Genomic DNA, 18,508 nt, shown 5'->3' on the forward strand with positions numbered 1-18,508 from the left:
GAGGAGGAATTAAACAATGAAAAATACAACTGAATTGGAATTTCCACAAGGATTTTTATGGGGAGGTGCAACGGCTGCCAACCAATTTGAAGGTGGATATAATGAAGAAGGTAAAGGCTTAAGCACTGCTGATGTGATTACGGCTGGAACGCATACGACTTCCCGAAGAATTACACCTATACTGGAAGAAGGAGTGAACTATCCGAGTCACGAAGCTATTGATTTTTTCCACCGCTATCAAGAGGATATCCGCTTATTTGCGGAAATGGGATTCAAGGTCTTTAGAATGTCCATTGCGTGGTCAAGAATATTTCCTAACGGAGATGATGCAGAGCCGAATGAGCAAGGCTTGCAGTTCTATGATCGTGTATTCGCAGAATTGAAAAAGTATAATATTGAGCCTTTGGTTACGATCTCACATTATGAAGCACCGTTTCATTTGACCCAAAAATATAATGGTTGGTCAGATCGCAGAGTTGTAGATTTTTATGTGAGATATTGTGAAGTGCTTTTTAACAGATACAAAGATGTCGTAAAATACTGGTTAACCTTTAATGAAATCAATATTTTAACCTTGTCATTTGGCGCGTTCATGGCTGGAGCTATGATGCCGGAGGGGACTGGAGAGCTTGCCCATGCTACAGTGAAGGATGAGCAGGTTCTGTATCAGGCGTTGCATCATCAATTTATTGCCAGTGCAAAGGCTGTAAAGCTGGGCCATGAAATCAACAAGGACTTTAAAATCGGTTGTATGATTGCTTATATGTGTTCCTACCCACTTACATGTCATCCTGATGATATTCTACTGGCTCAACAAAAGGATAACTTAAGTAATTTCCTATGCTCAGATGTTCAAGTAAGAGGAGCTTATCCGGGATTTGCCAAACGCTATTTTAGAGATCATAACATTCAAATCAAAATGCAAGAAGAGGATGAGGACATCTTAAAAGAAGGCTGCGTAGATTTCTATACCTTCAGCTATTATTCCTCTACTTGTGTCAGTGCCGATCCTAACCAGGAGAAGGTGGGAGGGGATTTATCTATGGGCTTAAAGAATCCTCATTTGAAAGCAAGTGCCTGGGATTGGCAGATCGATCCACAGGGATTGAGATGGTCCCTCAATAACATTTATAACCGATATGAAATCCCGTTAATGGTTGTTGAAAATGGCCTTGGCGCCGTAGATACAGTGGAAGAAAACGGCTCCATTCACGATGATTATCGAATTGATTATCTGAAGCAACACATTGAGCAAATGAAAGAAGCGATTGCTGATGGAGTAGACCTAATAGGGTATACGCCTTGGGGATGTATTGATCTGGTAAGCGCGGGAACCGGTGAAATGAAAAAGCGTTATGGGTTTATATACGTCGATAAGGATAATGAAGGCAAAGGGACACTTGCTAGATCCAGAAAGAAGAGCTTTTATTGGTATAAGAATGTGATCGAAACCAATGGAGAGCAGCTGGATTAATGCTTAGTGTGTGGCTTCAAAAAGTGATGCAGTCAGCGCGTGCCTATTCAGTAGGCATGCGCTGTTTGGATTTAAAAAACGACTTCCCTTCAGGAAACTACGGTAAATGTATACAGATTAGGGACTCAACCTAGCCAATAGTATGTTAATTCACTAAACACATGGGATGAAAATGTCGAAATAGAGGATAGGACTTATATCAAAATATAAGGAAGTGGATACATATTATGAATCAAGTAGAAGCTGTTTTGACCGCCATGCCGTTTATCAGAGAAGCTGCACGACAAGATGTTTTAATTTCCGTAATGGATAGGGAAAATTTCTATTCTTTCAGTCGGGTAAAAGTTTAGTCTATGACTTCAAGGCAGGCGAAGCTCTTCCTGATGTACACAAGAACTTCAAAATGCTAGTAGGCGGAGAAAAGACCAGAGTGCGTTATGATGCCGAAGTTTTCGGGTTTGCTGCCGATGCTTACTTTCATCCGATTAAGAATGAACAGAATGAGATCGAGGCAGTAATGTGCATCACCTATAGTATGGATGATCAAGATCAATTGAAGAAGTTGATGAGTCAAGCAGAGGATGTTACAAGCAAGCTAGTTGAAGGGATTCAGCATGTGGCGGCTCATTCGGAGGAGCTTAGTGCGACGGCCGAGGACATTTTAAGCAATACGAAAAAGGCGGTTGAGGACTCTGGTAATGTGACTGAGGTGGCAGGCTACATCAAGGATATTTCAGAGCAGACAAACTTGCTTGGATTAAATGCAGCCATTGAAGCTGCTCGGGTGGGTGAGGCAGGAGCAGGGTTTGGAGTTGTCGCTGCAGAAATCCGCAAGATGTCTACGGGCACCAAGGAAGCAACTGGACGAATCGAGCAATCCTTGCAAGCTGTCAGACAATCCGTTTATAACATGGAACAAGAGATTACGCAGATTACTGTATCTTCCCAAGAGCAGGCCAAGCTTGTGTCGGAGTTTATGAATATTATCGATCAATTAAATGAAACCAACCAAGGTTTGAGAGGTTTAATAGAGAAAATCACGAATGATGTTGATGTAAAATAAAGAATGAAAAAGAAGTCTCGGTCTGTGAATTGTGCATTCCGTCATGGAAATGTAGATCACTGGCCGAGACTTTTTTACGTTTATTTAATGAATAACTTGGAGTGGATACATGTATGAATTTGAATGGGTTGAATGAACAGAGTTACACAGAACTAGAGGATTATTGGGTGCGTGTATTTCTAAATGTAGTACAAGATCAGGATAAGGAGAACTGGGTGATTCCTTATTACAACACCTCCTTTTCTAATGGTCAGAAAATCATGGATATGAACCCCATTTTTTCGGCTAAGTCAGAAATAAGTCATAAATCCATCAGAATCATTCATGAAACGGTTAATGAAGAGGATGACGTTCACCATTGGTTAGATACGATGGGAAAAACGAATTGGTTATTATTTGTTCCTTATCACAGCAACATGTGCAAAGAGTAAAGGGGATCATTGAACGCTGGATTTATGAATGAGAGTCATTATCCATAATCGAAACTTTTCCGATATAATAGGGAAGAGAAGCTATAGAACAGATACTACCTCAGAGAGGTGATTCACAATGACCGTTGATATTCTCCGACGTAATAATGTAAAAGTAATAGGCACAGGCAGCCAGACGATTGTGTTTGCTCACGGCTTTGGATGCGACCAGGATATGTGGCGTTATATCGTCCCTAGCTTTATCGACAACTACCAAATCGTCTTGTTTGATTACGTAGGTTCCGGAGATTCTCAAATTAAGTACTATGATTCAGAAAAATACAGCGACTTACAAGGGTATGCCCAAGATGTGCTAGATATTATGGAAGCGCTAGAATTAAGAAATGTCATATTCGTCGGACACTCCGTTAGCAGCATGATCGGAATGCTCGCCTCCATCCGCAGCCCTCAATATTTTGAGCGCATCGTCATGCTCGGTCCCTCTCCTCGGTATGTAAATGACCTCCCCCATTATTATGGAGGCTTCGATAAGAGTGACATCGATGAATTGCTTGATATGATGCAAATGAACTTTATTGGCTGGGCTAGTTACCTGGCACCCATTGTTATGCAGAATCCTGAACGACAGGAATTAACCGAAGAGTTGGAGAAAACCTTTTGCTCAAGAGACCCTCATATTGCACGACAATTTGCGGAAGTGACTTTTTTTTCGGATTGCCGTGTCGATCTCCAGCATGCTTCGGTTCCTACACTGATTCTCCAGTGCTCGGACGATAGTATTGCTCCGATTGAGGTAGGGGATTATTTACACACCCATCTTAGAAATAGCAGACTTCAGCAGATGAGAGCAAAGGGGCATTATCCTCATTTAAGCCAACCAGGAGAAACGAGCGATTTAATCAAAGAATATTTAGCCAGTGTGTAATATCGAATGAAAGGCAGTCATGCAATGGATATTCAATTAGATAAAGCTCCCTGTGGATACTTTTCAATTTCGGACGCTGGGATCATTCAATCGGTAAATCAAACTTTATTGGACATGCTTCTTTATGAACACGATCAATTGCTTGGACGGCCGATTGAAACGACAATGTCTGTTACGAACAAGCTATTTTTTCATACTTATTTTTATCCCTATATCCAGTTGTACGGGCGTGTCGATGAGATGTACTTTTCGTTTCGGACAAGTGATCGACAGGATGTGCCTGTACTTCTAAACGGGGTTCGTCAGGAACGAAACGGAGAAGCTGTTATTGATTGTGTAGTGCTAATGATGCGTAAGCGAATTGAACATGAAAAAGATATACTACAGACCAAAACCAAGCTTCAGGAATTATATCAGGCTACAAATGAAGCGAACCAGAAGCTTGAACGGTTGCACGAAGAATATGAAATCAAGCAGCAGGAACTGGTACGGATCAATCTCCAGCTAGAAACGATGGCTTCAACCGACCCGTTAACCGGGCTTAAGAATAGAAGATATTTTCAAGATCAATTACTAGTCAGTCTAGCCTCCTTTCAAGAGACTGGAATACCTTTTTCGCTGCTGCTCATTGATATTGATCATTTCAAAAGCATTAACGACACTTACGGTCATCCGGTGGGCGATCTGGTGCTCACTAATCTGGCTGAGTTACTACAATCCATGTCACGGGAGATAGATATTGTCGCTCGTTATGGTGGCGAGGAGTTCGTTATTATTCTTCCGGGCAACGATCAAGAGGAAGCCATTCGTACAGCAGAAAGATACCGCTCCACGACAGCCTCGATGGATTGGGGAGAATATACCATTACTGTGAGTATTGGTGTGGCAACGGTTACGCAAGAGGATACGGAACAAACGATTGTTCATCAAGCGGATTTGGCTCTGTATGCTTCCAAAAGTGGCGGGAGAAATCGGGTCACTCATTCAGCAAATCTTGTAAAGAGATAGTATAGAGGCTTCTTAAACTGAATGAAGAGTTGAGGTTACTCCAATAGGTATGGTCAAACCATTCAAATTCGGCTACTATTATTGATAACGATTCTCATTTGAATCATCAGAATGAATGAAAACCTTTGAGGTGGACGCTTGTGAATTCAAATTCGTTATCATTAATATATCAGCATTATTTAGAAAAAACTCCGTTTAGAAAACAAAACGAGCATACGTATATGATGTTACCTGAAGCGGGCAACGGATATATTTACCGAGTTACAACTTACAGCGGAATTGAAATTGTATATTCGCACATTCAATATCACGAGCCGTATCCGACCAATTTTTCTTCCAGAGGACAAATGATTGAACTTCAATTTGCGCTTTCCGGTCAACGTCATGTGAATGTGGCTGGTCTGGATTATACACTCCCGATGGGGCAGGGTGCTCTTATTTTTTTACAGGATTTCAAGGCATGTTTCCATCCTCCGGTTAACGAACAATACCAATCATTTGCACTTGGCATTCCTGTTTCGTTGTTTAATTATGCGGCTTCACAGTTAGCGGCTCGTCGGCAGGTAGCTATTGAATTTAATCAAATTCTTAAGGGAGCTGCATTCCATCACTTTAGTTTTGAACTGGATCACAGAAGTATAGTGATGATTGAACATTTGATCAAAGACTTGAAAAGTGTGCATAAATCGCCTTTGTTAATGGAAGCAGCGGCACTTGAGATTTTAAATCGATTTATGATTCAATTATTTGATTTAACACCTATGCCCGAAGGTTTGTCTAAAGAAGATGTCAGAAAGCTACATATGGCTCGGGAGATCCTTGAATCCAGCATGATTGATCCACCCTCGCTGATCACATTATCCCAAAAGGTTGGATTAAACGATTTTAAATTAAAAAAAGGATTCAAAGCCTGCTTTGGAACTACTGTATTTGAATATTTGCGCCAAATTCGTCTCGATTATGCGATGAAGCTGCTCCGAAGCCAAGAAAGCAATGTGACTGAAGCTGCGATGGCTGTAGGATATAGCAATGTGAGTGCATTTTCAGAGCAATTTTTCCGGGAATACGGAGTGAAGCCATCCTCCTTAAAGAAGAAGTTATTTTAAAATTTATTTTTTGACCGTTTTTTTTAAGATATCAGGTAAATAAAAAGCTGGAACCCTGTATAGAAAGGATTTCAGCTTTTATTTGGTGCTTAATTCACGATAGTTTCAGTACCCTCTGAATTGATGGTTGAAGTATGGGTACGAGACGCTTCCTCAATATTTTTAAATGCCCAGTAATCTGCGGGTACATCCTTCCATGTAGCCTGGGTCGTACCTTCCAGGGGTCCTCGTTTTAAGATGGTGTTCAAAATTGTAACGGTTTCTACTCGTGTTATATATTGATTGGGTTGGAAGCTTTTCTCGTTATAACCAGTAAGCCATCCTGCTTCAGCTAGCGCTTCGATTGAATCTCTTGCCCAATGCTTTTCGATATCGGTATAAGGAGATGCTGCGGTTTGCGTTCCTTTAAGCTGCTTCCAGGATGCGAGTATTGCTGCCATTTCTGCACGGGTAATGGGTTGCTCTGGCCGAAATGTTCCATCTGCATATCCATTCATGAAGTGTTGTGTCGTGAGTGCTATAATCGAATCCTTCGCCCAATACGTGCTAGGTACATCTTTGTATGCCAATGAGCTTTCTTTTGTTTCCAACTTCATAATTCTAGCCATCATCGCGGCAGTTTCAGCTCGTGTAATCGACTGGTCCGGTCGGAATGTGCCATCCTGATAACCGGTTATATATTTTTCATGCACAACCTCTGGTTGATCAACTGGCTTGATTTCCAGAGTCGTCGGCAAATCTGTCGGTAAAACCGATGGTGATGAAGGTGTGGTTGTTTCGCTAGAAGAAATAGACTCACTACTATCTGTACTATCCTTCTTATCTTTTTTACTGCTACTGCTGCCGTTACCAGTAGTAGCACCAGTTCCGCCAGTATCCCCAGTGTCTGCATCTCCATTTACAACTTGTACATACGCTTCAGAGGTACTCGAAGCAAATCGAGCATCCCCACTATATATAGCAGTAATCGGGTGACTTCCCACACTTAAATTGCTTGTGGTATAGGTCGCAGTGGCATATCCATTTGCAATCCCATTTGGCGTTAACGTAAGCGTATCTAATATATTCGTACCATCCATAAGAACCACGGTGCCAGTTAAATCCTTCGTAATTTGTGGGGGTGAGATGGTTTTGATGCTAAACGTTACGGATTGACCTTGTTTAGAAGGATTTGTCCAACTCGTTACCGTGGTTTCAGTAGCATATACAGCATCTGTTACACTAGGTACTGGTGAGGAGGTCGCATACACAGCACTCCCAGAAAAACTCCATGTCCAGGTCCCAAATAGGACGATAACAGCAAGATAAGATAAACAAAGAGACTTGATTTTACTCATAAACCTCCTCCATAAATTTCTGGTGTCACGATGAACAGACTAAGATACTCCATGATGACTAACCTGCTAATATGATTTCTTACACTACTGGATTACTATACTAAATGCTTCTGAACCAATTCTGAACAAAATCGACAAAAACCATGCCCAATTAACAGATCACGATTTGCGAGCCCTTCATAATACGAATGGTCAGTTTAGCGCGACGTTTTCGGAAAAAAATGAGCCTTCTTACCATGAACTAATGCTAATCTCACGGTAAGAAGGCTTTTAATGAAACCATATTGGAAACTACAGTTTATTCCACTAGTATTTAAATTTGACCGTTAGATCCTGTAACTTCTGTGACATATCCGACAAGGTCGTTGCCAGGCTGGTGATCTGCTGCATCGAAGCCAGCTGCTCTTCTGCAGACGCTGCAATATTCTGCGAGTTGTCCGCCGCTTGAAGCGCCAGACTCGATACGTTTTCACCGCTTGCTGAAATTTCCTGGACACTTGCGGTTATTTGCTGCGTGATGCTCGCGAGCTCTTCTGTTTGCTGTGCGATATGATTGGTGGACGTCACAATTTTGTTAAACTGCTGCTCCGTCTCACTGGCAATTTTAATACCAGAGTCGACATCCTGTTTTACGCGTTCCATGGTCTTAAGCGAATGCTCCATATCTTTGCGCATATTCTGAATCAACTCGGAAATCTGCCCGGAAGACTGGTTCGATTGTTCGGCCAGCTTTCTTACCTCTGAAGCAACGACGGAGAAACCGCGGCCTTCTTCGCCTGCACGAGCAGCCTCAATCGAAGCATTTAAGGCAAGCAGGTTGGTCTGCTGTGCAATATCCGTAATGGCATGCAGCATCGTGTCGATCTGTTGAGTGCGTTCATCCAACATTCTCATAACCGCATCGGTTTCATTGACGGAATGGTTAATCAGGTCCATTTGCTTCACCGTATGTTGTACAGCAGTACCACCAACGCTCGCCATTTCCATCGCGTCTGCAGACGAATCAGCAATGGCCAAGGAGCTCTCCGTGATCCGCTGCATACCTATTGAAATTTCTTCAAGCGAGCTGGTTGTCTTCTGGAGCATCATCTGCTGCTCCTTCGCACCGGCCGCCGATTCTTGAATCGCGATGGTGATGTGCTCGGTTGCCTGTCCAGTGTGCTCTGCTCCAAGGGTCAATTCTTTCGAGGAAGTAGCTACCTGTTTTGTGGACAGATTTACCTCACCGATCAGAAATCTAATATTTTTAATCATATGATTGAAGTCCTGTGCAAGCTCGCCGATCTCATCTTTTGAATGAATTTTGACTTCTTCGACCGTTAAATCACCGTCCGCAACTGCGTTAAGCCGCTTTGCAATCATGATGATAGGCTTCGTAAAACGTCCCGAAACAAAGCTTACGATAATTGCTCCCAGAATAACCGCAACAGTCGTAATAATCAGGACAATATAAAGGACTTTGGTCGCTCCGCTGTTAAATTCGTTAAAATATGCTCCAGAACCGATGATCCATCCCCAATAAGGATCCTTTTCAACATAAGAAATTTTCGTCTCCACTTGATCTGTACCAGGTAAAGCCCATTTATAAGTGACGAATCCCCCGCCGTTTGTACCGACTTCTACAAACTCTTTTCCCACATGCACACCGTCTTCCGACACGGCATTCATTAAATTCTGGCCTTCATTTGAAGGGTTCATCATTGAAACGGCATCTTGGTTGACTGCCCACGGATAACCTGTTTTACCTACAGTATATTTAATCTTTATCGGTCTTTTGTTATTAGCATCTTTTACACCGAGCAGCTCGATGCGCAGTTTTTCCTGTGCTTCCTCCAATGTTAAATTACCGGCTTCGACTTGCCCATTGAGGAAACTAATCATACCAATTACCATTTGCACACTATTCTTAAGTGCCACTTTGCCTGATTCATTCATTTCATTCTTGGAAACAAAATAAGAACTGATTCCAATTACGAATGTGGGTACAATTAAAATAATTAAGCACATTATGGTTAACTTCGTTCTTAGTGATCTCACCTTCATATTTGATCCTATCTTTGTTTTCACTGCATTTCCCCCTTAGACATCGATATACAGACTCAACCCACAACTGCGCTAGTTACTAAAGGGTAAAAAGACTGTACATCATATATCGTAATAACATGTCAGGAAATTAAGCCCTTTCATCTTGTCAGCGATGAAACCGTCTAAACTTCGTATCATGTTACGGCCCCCAGGTGAACTATGCGTCAAGGCCACTATAATCAACGGAACCCATTGGATCATAGAATTAAGATCATCTTATACTGTCCTGAAGGCTGGCCGCTGTTTTATATGCTAAATTAAATCCGTTTAACCGCAAATTTATCCGTATACAGGCAGTAGTTTCTTGGTATGCTCCGTATACTTCTGCATAGAGAGAATCTATACCAGAGGAGTGTGCGAGGATGAATAGAATCAAAGGGAGCATCTTTTTCAGTGTTTTTGTGGCTATGCTAGGGCTCATGCTCATTGCTCCAATTATGCCGCCCCTTATTCGTGAGCTGGGGTTAAGAGAAAGTCATTCTGGGTTAATTATATCGCTTGGCTCCATAACGATGGCCTTAATGGCTCCAATTTGGGGGAATCTGAGTGATGCAAAGGGACGCAAGCCTGTGATTTTGCTTGGATTCATAGGGATGTGTGTAAGCTGCTTGCTGTTTACGCTTACTCTTTTTGCAGGATTAAAGGGTTGGCTCAGCGGGGGAATGCTGTTAGTCCTGCTGATTGTTACACGCGGCTTGATCGGCGGGTTTATTCCGGCGGTATTGTCATCCTCCCAAGCTTACATGGGAGACGTGACCGAGGGCGAAGATCGAGGTAGTGGCATGGCTATCATTAGCGCGGCCAATGGACTTGGATTAGTATTTGGGCCCGCTATTGCAGGCGCCTTTACTTTAATAGGCTTGCTGTGGCCTCTCTATTTTGGAATCGTGATTGCGGCTGTAGCATTTGTAGTGGCCTTGCTGGCAATTCCGTCTGCCAAGCCCGTTATTCAGCAAAAGCCAGCTCGGATTAATCCTTTTCAACCTGGTCTACGAATGTATTTGTTTGCAGGTTTGGTTACGATGATTAGTATTGTGACCATCCAGGTTATAGGTGGATTTTATTTTCAAGATCAATTAGGCCTTTCATCCGAAGAAACAGCAAGAGTGGTTTCCTTTGGGCTTATGTTTTCTGGAACAGCGATGTTGATTGTACAGATCGTTCAAATGAAATGGCTTAAATGGCAACCCAAGCCGATGATTTTGCTCGGCTCTGTGTTCCTTATTGTCGGTATGCTGCTATTCCTCATGTCAGCCAGCATGGTCGTTTACTATTTTGCGTTCTTTATGTTTGGTATAGGTACAGGCTTGCTAATGCCAGGATTTATGGCCGGGGCTTCTCTTTCTGTCAGTAAAGAACAGCAAGGAGGAGCCGCTGGTCTGGTGGCCACTGTCCAAGGCATTTCTGCGATTATTGCTCCTATTTTGACAACGACGCTATATCGGGTGGATAAATATATTCCTTTTGCTCTTATAGCAGTTCTGGTAGCTGTTATGGCCGTCATTATGTTGGGGATAAGAAAGAGAAAAGGGAATAGTGAACTGGTATCTCAGAAGGCCAAATAATTTGATGAACCCATAGGCTTTCGCGCTATATTCACGAGAAGCCTATTTTGTTTGCTGGTTTGAATGATAGTCAAAAGGTCTCAATTGTCTATTGGTGGCGAAGATGCGGTGAAGTGGAGGGAAGGAATGTACAGGGTACTGGAAGAAGAGGAGCGTGCTGCGGAATGGTTCGAGCTGTAGCCGAAGACAATACTGGATATACCTTTGAACCGCTGCTTCGAGGGGCGACCGAACGGCGAGCGCTGAGTCGAATGCTCGTTCCTTAACCTCTGCTCCAATTTGGTATCTCCCATAAATTTGCTAACAGATACAGCAAGCTGATATTGATCGGTCCCCATATGGTTAGCGGCAGGTTGAAGAATCTCTTTTATCGTTTGCCATAACGAAGCGGCCTGCCGGCTTTCTGCTCCAAAATGGAAAATGATGTGGATAGAGGCCGTAATAATATTGCGACCAAGTCCGTACAGAAACCATTCTTCTTCCTTAGTAATAAGCGGAATAATGGTTTCCATCATTCCCCATGCCTCATTTAATCGTCCTGCTTCAATGAACTTCTCTGATAGGCTAGATGCAGTAGAACAGTAGTTATGATGATTCCCTTCGGTTTTCTCTATTTCGGTCAGCTTTTTAAGAGCTTCAATTTCACCTTCTGCATGGTTGCGCCATCTCTCATGATAAACGAGTGTCTGCAAATTTTCTTTGTTCCAATCCGTCTGATCCTTGATCCACAAATCGATAAATAATGATAGATAAACATCTTCCCCGAGCTCGCTCGCGATATTGATGCAATCCTCGATATTAGTTGCATCTTTGCTGAATAAATAATTTTCCAAAATCAACTCTGGGTCAAACCCGGCATATGTATCGAAATTGGCCTCCTTGGCCTGCTGGAACAAGATTTGGTCCTGCTCACGCTCATACTTTTGCAGTAAAAAAACGGCGTAATACAGAGCATCGCCAATCCCCTGAAAACTGTTCGTTTCCCTGTCTATAATCTCATTAACGAGCAACCTTCTAACAATCGGTTCGTAATACGGGGCATATCGATCCTCGCGATTATACAAAGCCAAAAGCACCTTCAAGCGATTGGTATAATTGGCATCACTCTTTCCATATTTCTCACTGTGCTTTTCCAAATAATCGACCTTCGAAAAATCGGCGTGATTACCTATTAGACTCTGCAGCATTTCATCATAGGGTGTCATCATCTGATCCAACAGCTTTCTGTAGTTCGTTTCCAATACTGTAATTCTCCTTTCCTGATCGACCTAATACTACAATCCATATTTACAAAAAACAAGCGATTTCCTTTTAAAAGGGGATTGCCTGTTTTGTATTATGCTGTTTTTGATTTCTCAAACCGGATGCATACATAACATTTAAACTACATATTGAGTCACTTTAGTGCACGGACGACAAATTTCGTCATTATTTTTAGTTATTCAGGACGTGGAAACCGTTCTTCTTCCTTAGTACAATGATAAAAATAACAAGTGATGAAAAGAAAGATGACAGAAAGACGAGGGATTACGGATAAGGGGGGACGGGCTGTGGCCGTATACACACTACGTAGATTGGTACAAATGATTCCAGCACTGCTTGGTATTGTCGTCATTACATTCATGATCTCAAGAGTGCTTCCAGGTGATCCTGCTGTGATGCTTGCGGGGGAACAGGCTACACCCGAGACGATTGAAAATATTCGCAGCAGTATGGGACTGGATCAACCGAAGTACATTCAATTTTTCCATTATGTAGTTGGATTGTTCCAAGGTGATCTGGGTCAGGCTTATCACACCGGACAGTCAGTGGCAAGCGACTTTGCTACCCGGTTTCCAGCAACCATCGAGTTGGCACTGGCAAGTTTGGTTATTGCGATCCTGGTGGCAATCCCGATCGGTATTCTGGCGGCAACCCGTAAAGAATCGATTGTTGATCACATTTCACGCGTGTTTTCCTTGATCGGTGCATGTATGCCCATTTTCTGGATTGGACTGTTATTCATTTATATTTTCTATGCTAAATGGGGCATCGCTCCTGCGCCGATGGGTCGAATTAGCGGTGACATCAATCCGCCGACGCACGTTACGGGACTTTATGTATTCGATAGTCTGATGACCGGTGATTTTGTAGCTTTAAAAAGCAGTTTATCCCATTTGGTTCTGCCAGCTGTCTGTCTCAGCACAGGCACCATGGCGATTGTGGCACGGATGATGCGCTCCAGCATGCTGGAAGTCATCGGTCAGGATTTTGTTCGCACAGCCAGAGCCAAAGGTCTGCGCGAAGGAATTGTCATCTATAAGCACGCACTCATTAACGCTTTTATTCCAACGCTTACCGTACTTGGTTTGCAGGTTGGGTACCTGATTGGTGGAGCCGTTATTACCGAAACCATTTTTACCTGGCCAGGAGTGGGCAGTTATGTGACGGACTCCATTTTGGCAGCTGATTACGCACCGATTCAAGCATTTACCCTCGTAAGTGCGCTGATTTACAGCTTTATCAATCTTGGAGTCGACTTGGTTTACGGATTGATTGACCCACGTATCCGGTACGAGTGATAACAATGAAGCACAAAAGTAGGGGGAGGTACTCGGATGAGCACTGCAAGTGATTTGGTGGCAAAAGCGGCTGTACCTCAGCCCAATGCAGCCGCTATACCGAAACGTAAGACCTTTTGGCGATTACTGTTTGGCAATAAACTCGCTTTAATCGGATTCATTTTTATCGTTGGCTGGACGCTCATTGCCATCCTCTCATCATGGATCGTTCCACATGATCCTTATGTAACCGACCCGGCGAACAAGCTGCTGCCGCCAAGTGTAGAACATTGGTTTGGGACCGATAATTACGGACGCGACATTCTCAGCCGTGTTATTTACGGAGCCAGAATCAGCATATGGACCGGAATGATCGCCGTGTCGATCTCATTTATCATCGGCGTACCGCTTGGAGCCATCGCAGGTTTCTATGGCGGTCGAATGGGTAGCATTATTATGCGCTGTATGGATATTCTGTTGGCTTTCCCGTCGCTGGTACTCGCCATGGCCATTGCTGCAGCGATGGGACCAGGACTGATGAGTGCACTTATCGCCGTGGGTATTGTAGGCATACCCGAATTCGCCAGGCTGATTCACGGACAAACCATCTCTCTCCGGGAAAAGGAGTTTGTTGAGGCCAGCCGGGCGATTGGTGTAACGAACGGAACGATTCTGTTTCGCCACATCTTGCCTAATGCACTTGCCCCACTGCTTGTGAATGCAACGCTTGGAATGGGCTTCGCCATCCTGACCTCAGCCAGTCTCAGCTTCCTGGGACTCGGTGTGAAACCCCCAATAGCTGAATGGGGCGCAATGATTTCAGAAGGGCGAGCGTATATCATTTCCGGTGAGTGGTGGATTGTAACCTTCCCGGGTCTTGGAATTGCGACAGCTATTTTGGGCTTCAATTTGCTTGGAGACGGTTTGCGGGATGTTCTTGATCCAAGACTGCGCTCTAGCAAATAAAAATAAATAGATCATTAAAGGGGAGAACGTAAGCCATGTTGAAAAAAAGTCTTTCTCTAATTGTCGTCTTGTCTACGTTGCTATGGACGGCAGGCTGTGCGAGCAATGCTAACAGCCCGTCCGCTTCATCTGGAGAGAAGGGCACAGATGCCCCATCCCCACCAAAGACGATTACACTTGCTTACTCGGAGGGAGGGTCAACCATGGACCCTGCTGAAGCAAGTGATCTTACATCGGACACCCTTGTGCTTGCGCTCTATGATCAGCTTGTGACCTACGGCAAAAAGTCTACGGATAGCGGCGAAGTGGCAGATACGGAAGCCATTAAGCCCATGCTGGCTGAAAAATGGGATGTGTCCGCGGATAACATGACTTATACGCTCCATCTGCGTAAAGACGTTAAATTCCAAAGCGGCAACCCGCTGACCGCCAATTCTGTGTTGTATTCCTTTGAGCGGCTTAAAAATTCCGATTCCGGTAGCTTCCTGTATGGTATGAGCTCCATTAAAACCGCTACAGCGCCAGATGAGCACACCGTTGTCGTTACATTGTCCCAACCCAATCATATGTTTCTGCAAATCCTGTCATTGTACAACTTCTCCATTGTGGATGATGTGCTTGTCAAAGAAAATGGCGATGGTGACTATTTGAAAACACATGCGGCAGGTTCAGGCCCGTTTAAGCTTGAAAAATGGGACCCTGCGACAGAAGCTGTCTTTAATGCTAATGACAGCTACTGGCAAGGAGCGCCAAATCTGAGCAAAGTAACGATGAAGTTTACCAAGGAAGCTTCCAACCGTGTACTTTTGCTGGATAAAGGCGATGTCGACATGGCGATTGAGATTCCTGCAAAGGATGTTTCGAAGCTGGAAACCAACGCCGATCTAAAGGTTCAATCCAATGCAAGTAACCGGATTCTGTATTTCGCCATGAATAACAAAGTCAAACCTTTTAATGATCCAAAAGTGCGTCAAGCAATTGCTTATGCCATTCCTTACGACCAATTAATCGACGATGTCATGTACGGTCAAGCGAAACAAATGAAGAGTTCTGTAGCGAGTAACACGCCTGGCTACACCGATGCGGGCTACAGCTACAAGCACGACTTGGACAAAGCAAAACAGCTGCTTACAGAAGCGGGTTATCCTAATGGGTTTAATTTTGACCTGACACTGGGTTCCGGCTTCCAGGACTGGGCAGATGATGCTGTATTGATTCAAGCTGAACTTGCCAAGATTGGCGTAAAGATGAATGTTGTCAATGTTGCTCGTGCACAGTTCCTTGAACAGCAACGAGAAGGCAACCTGACAGCATACATTTCCAAATGGACTTCCTTCGTCAACGACCCTGGTTACCATCTCGGGTTTCTGATGTACAGCGGCGGTTCATCGAATTATATGCATTACGCTAATGCAGAAGTGGATAAGCTTTGGGAGCAAGCAGGCAAAGAGCAAGATGAAAATAAACGTAAAGAGCTGTATGGCAAAGCACAAGAGCTTATAAATCAAGATTCGCCATGGGCGTACCTGTATGAATACAATCGGGTTGTTGGCATGAGCAAAGACGTCACTGGATATGTTTACTACCCAGATGAGGTTATCCGATTCTATTCATTAAATAAAGAGTAAGTTGTGATCTTACCTTATGCCTTCGGTTTTTACAGCCGAAGGCTATCATTTTACACCTGAAGGATGAAGCTGATCCCGATGGATAGTAAAAATTGTAGTTAGCTAAATGGAAAACGTGAAGGGACTGAATGGAAATGACAGATTGGAAAACGTTGGTTCTTGATGAAATAGATAAACGGCAGGACGAATTGCTTGAGCTATGCTCGCGGTTGATTCAATTTCCTTCGGAAAATCCTCCAGGTGATTCACGCGAAATTAGTCAGTTCATTATGGACTATCTTAAAGAAGCAGGTATAAAAACAACGGTGCATGAATCCGGGCCGAATATGTGGAATCTCATTTCTGATTATGGCGCTGAAACGGCGGACGGAAAAAAACTGATTTTCTGTGGGCATACAGACGTTGTGCCGGCAGGGGATCGTACTCGTTGGGATTTTGATCCGTTCTGTGGTGAAGTACGGGATGGCTATCTCCTGGGTCGCGGTGCTTCAGACATGAAAGCCGGCCTGGGCGGATTAATATTTACCGTTGCGCTGTTCTCCAAACTAGGCGTACCACTCGAAGGTGCGTTGTCGTTGCTTGTAGTTCCAGACGAGGAAACCGGCGGACATCTTGGAGTACCTTGGGTGCTGGAAAGAAAACTGATTGAAGGAACGGCTGCTGTGATCGCCGAGCCTTCAGGCCCGCAAAACCCGACCATCGGGCAAAAAGGAAGCTGCTGGTTTGAATTTACTGTTGAAGGCACACCGGGTCATGGCAGTTTGCAGCCAATTGCAGGTGAAAGTGCTATTTTGAAGGCGGCAAAAGGGATTGAAGCGCTGCAACAACTGTGGGACATCAAGCCGGACATCCCGGAAGAAGTCAAAGAGATCATTGAAATTTCCAAGCATTATGCAAGCGAACGAGAGAACCCAAGCTATGGACAAGCGTTTGATCATGTAACAGTAAACATTGGTACGATCCAGGGGGGCACGAAAGTCAATGTGGTTGCGGACCGTTGCACAGTGCAAGTGGATTCCCGTGTTCCATTTGGCGTAGACCACCGGGATGTACTGGCCAAAGCCAAAGAATTGCTTGCAAGTGTTGGCATTGACGCGGAGCCCAAACAATTCGGATTTTATGGGAATGCCAACTGGACCCCGCCCACCGAGCCGATTGTACATGAGCTTGTGGAATCTATCGCTGAGGTCAGCGGTAAAGAGGCCTATGGTGTACTGCAATGGGCAACCAGCGATGCACGTGCATTCCGCAAATATAACATCCCGGTATTGCAATACGGGCCTGCCGAACTGTCGACCATTCACAATTTTAATGAAAAAGCTCCAGTATGGCAGATCATTCAATCTGCGAAAGTATACGCCTTGACGGCGCTTAAATATCTGAAAACAACACAAAAAGAAGCATAAGGGGATCTGTCGCATGATGAAACAAGTATTTGAAGTTTATGACCTTTTGGATAATCCGTTCGCCAGCGGGGCAGAAGTCAAAGCTTATTTGGACCAACTGGGTCAAGCGGAGATTACGGTCTCCACCGTGCAAGGTGAAAAGGGAACTACGGATTTTATAAAAATTGTCATTGCCGGTAAAACGGGTCGCATTCAGGGGGGCGATTCTCCAACCTTGGGTGTAGTAGGGCGACTTGGTGGACTTGGAGCACGGCCGGAAATGATCGGATTTGTATCCGATGGTGACGGTGCGGCAGCGGCAATTTCTGCGGCGGCTAAACTTTTGAGCATGCAGTCCAAAGGAGATGTGCTTGATGGAGATGTGATTATCTGTACACATATTTGTCCAGATGCACCCACTCAGCCCCATGATCCGGTTCCATTTATGGATTCACCCGTAGATATTTTGACGATGAACAAATATGAAGTGACACCCGAAATGGAAGCGATCCTGTCCATTGATACGACCAAAGGGAATCGGGTCATTAACCATAAAGGTATTGCCATTTCCCCAACGGTACGTGAAGGCTACGTACTACGCATTAGTGAAGACCTCGTCGATATTGTGCAGACCGTTACTGGCGAACCGTGTGTCACGTTTGCTGTAACTACGCAGGACATCACACCTTATGGTAACGACCTGTATCACATCAACAGCATTTTGCAGCCAGCGGTGGCCACTTCCGCTCCAGTGGTTGGTGTAGCCATCACGGCCGCTGCTCCTGTCCCAGGCAGTGCAACGGGGGCCAGCCACGAAAGCGATATTGCGCTGGCGGCCAAATTGGCTGTAGAAACAGCCAAAGCTTATGGACGTGGGCAATGCTCTTTTCATTCGGAAAAGGAGTTTCAACATATTACTAAATTGTACGGTACCATGAAGCATCTGCAAACGATGGGTAAGTCTGAATAAGCTTATTCCCTAAGATAAAAAGAAC

At 44.1% G+C, this 18,508-nt stretch carries 16 protein-coding genes; 13 read left to right on the forward strand and 3 right to left on the reverse strand.

All coding sequences use genetic code 11. The features are described 5' to 3' along the window. Window positions 1-16: 16 nt before the first annotated feature. The 7 genes from NLX73_RS01205 to NLX73_RS01230 all read left to right on the forward strand — a co-directional run bounded on the left by NLX73_RS01205 (window position 17) and on the right by NLX73_RS01230 (window position 6,007). A complete protein-coding gene (locus NLX73_RS01205) occupies window positions 17-1,474 on the forward strand; it encodes a glycoside hydrolase family 1 protein (protein WP_254325159.1) in 1,458 nt (485 codons plus the stop codon). Between the two features lie 227 nt (window positions 1,475-1,701). Then, a complete protein-coding gene (locus NLX73_RS24885; protein WP_302055246.1) occupies window positions 1,702-1,824 on the forward strand; it encodes a hypothetical protein in 123 nt (40 codons plus the stop codon). A gap of 80 nt (window positions 1,825-1,904) precedes the next feature. Continuing rightward, window positions 1,905-2,537, forward strand: a complete 633-nt coding sequence (locus NLX73_RS01210; RefSeq protein ID WP_254325160.1) for a methyl-accepting chemotaxis protein — start codon at window positions 1,905-1,907, stop codon at window positions 2,535-2,537. Window positions 2,538-2,650: 113 nt separating this feature from the next. Next, the gene (locus NLX73_RS01215) at window positions 2,651-2,968 is read left to right on the forward strand and encodes a hypothetical protein (RefSeq protein ID WP_254325161.1); all 318 of its coding nucleotides are present in this window, start codon (window positions 2,651-2,653) and stop codon (window positions 2,966-2,968) included. A gap of 118 nt (window positions 2,969-3,086) precedes the next feature. Continuing rightward, a complete protein-coding gene (locus NLX73_RS01220; RefSeq protein ID WP_254325162.1) occupies window positions 3,087-3,893 on the forward strand; it encodes an alpha/beta fold hydrolase in 807 nt (268 codons plus the stop codon). Window positions 3,894-3,917: 24 nt separating this feature from the next. Beyond that, window positions 3,918-4,901, forward strand: a complete 984-nt coding sequence (locus NLX73_RS01225; RefSeq protein ID WP_254325163.1) for a sensor domain-containing diguanylate cyclase — start codon at window positions 3,918-3,920, stop codon at window positions 4,899-4,901. A 140-nt stretch (window positions 4,902-5,041) separates the two neighbouring features. Then, window positions 5,042-6,007 (forward strand): helix-turn-helix domain-containing protein, encoded by a 966-nt coding sequence (locus tag NLX73_RS01230; RefSeq protein WP_367997073.1) that lies wholly within the window; start codon window positions 5,042-5,044, stop codon window positions 6,005-6,007. 89 nt (window positions 6,008-6,096) lie between these two features. Here the strand turns inward: NLX73_RS01230 and NLX73_RS01235 are convergent, their stop codons facing one another. Then, window positions 6,097-7,344 (reverse strand): S-layer homology domain-containing protein, encoded by a 1,248-nt coding sequence (locus NLX73_RS01235; RefSeq protein ID WP_254325165.1) that lies wholly within the window; start codon window positions 7,342-7,344, stop codon window positions 6,097-6,099. Between the two features lie 306 nt (window positions 7,345-7,650). Then, window positions 7,651-9,411: a methyl-accepting chemotaxis protein gene (locus tag NLX73_RS01240; protein ID WP_165178575.1), complete on the reverse strand. Its 1,761-nt coding sequence runs from the start codon at window positions 9,409-9,411 to the stop codon at window positions 7,651-7,653. A gap of 380 nt (window positions 9,412-9,791) precedes the next feature. Here NLX73_RS01240 and NLX73_RS01245 point away from each other — a divergent pair, with 380 nt between their 5' ends. After that, on the forward strand, window positions 9,792-10,994 hold the full coding sequence (locus NLX73_RS01245) for an MFS transporter (protein ID WP_254325166.1): 1,203 nt from the start codon (window positions 9,792-9,794) through the stop codon (window positions 10,992-10,994). Between the two features lie 80 nt (window positions 10,995-11,074). Here the strand turns inward: NLX73_RS01245 and NLX73_RS01250 are convergent, their stop codons facing one another. Next, window positions 11,075-12,235 (reverse strand): hypothetical protein, encoded by a 1,161-nt coding sequence (locus tag NLX73_RS01250; RefSeq protein WP_254325167.1) that lies wholly within the window; start codon window positions 12,233-12,235, stop codon window positions 11,075-11,077. Window positions 12,236-12,544: 309 nt separating this feature from the next. Between NLX73_RS01250 and NLX73_RS01255 the strand changes: the two genes are divergently transcribed. The 5 genes from NLX73_RS01255 (at window position 12,545) to NLX73_RS01275 (ending at window position 18,483) form a co-directional block, all read left to right on the forward strand. Beyond that, a complete protein-coding gene (locus NLX73_RS01255) occupies window positions 12,545-13,555 on the forward strand; it encodes an ABC transporter permease (RefSeq protein ID WP_254325677.1) in 1,011 nt (336 codons plus the stop codon). A 36-nt stretch (window positions 13,556-13,591) separates the two neighbouring features. Beyond that, complete coding sequence (locus NLX73_RS01260; protein ID WP_061829644.1) at window positions 13,592-14,500, forward strand: ABC transporter permease; 909 nt, start codon at window positions 13,592-13,594, stop codon at window positions 14,498-14,500. A gap of 35 nt (window positions 14,501-14,535) precedes the next feature. Next, window positions 14,536-16,128 carry an ABC transporter substrate-binding protein gene (locus tag NLX73_RS01265; protein ID WP_061829645.1) on the forward strand — a complete coding sequence of 531 codons (1,593 nt, stop codon included), beginning with the start codon at window positions 14,536-14,538 and terminating at the stop codon, window positions 16,126-16,128. A 134-nt stretch (window positions 16,129-16,262) separates the two neighbouring features. After that, a complete protein-coding gene (locus tag NLX73_RS01270) occupies window positions 16,263-17,534 on the forward strand; it encodes a M20 family metallopeptidase (RefSeq protein WP_254325678.1) in 1,272 nt (423 codons plus the stop codon). 13 nt (window positions 17,535-17,547) lie between these two features. Further along, entirely contained in the window at window positions 17,548-18,483 is a 936-nt protein-coding gene (locus NLX73_RS01275) for a DUF1177 domain-containing protein (protein ID WP_254325168.1), read from the forward strand. The last annotated feature ends 25 nt before the right edge of the window (window positions 18,484-18,508 follow it).

The organism is Paenibacillus sp. CH40 (genome assembly GCF_024213605.1).
GTDB lineage: Bacteria > Bacillota > Bacilli > Paenibacillales > Paenibacillaceae > Paenibacillus > Paenibacillus polymyxa_B.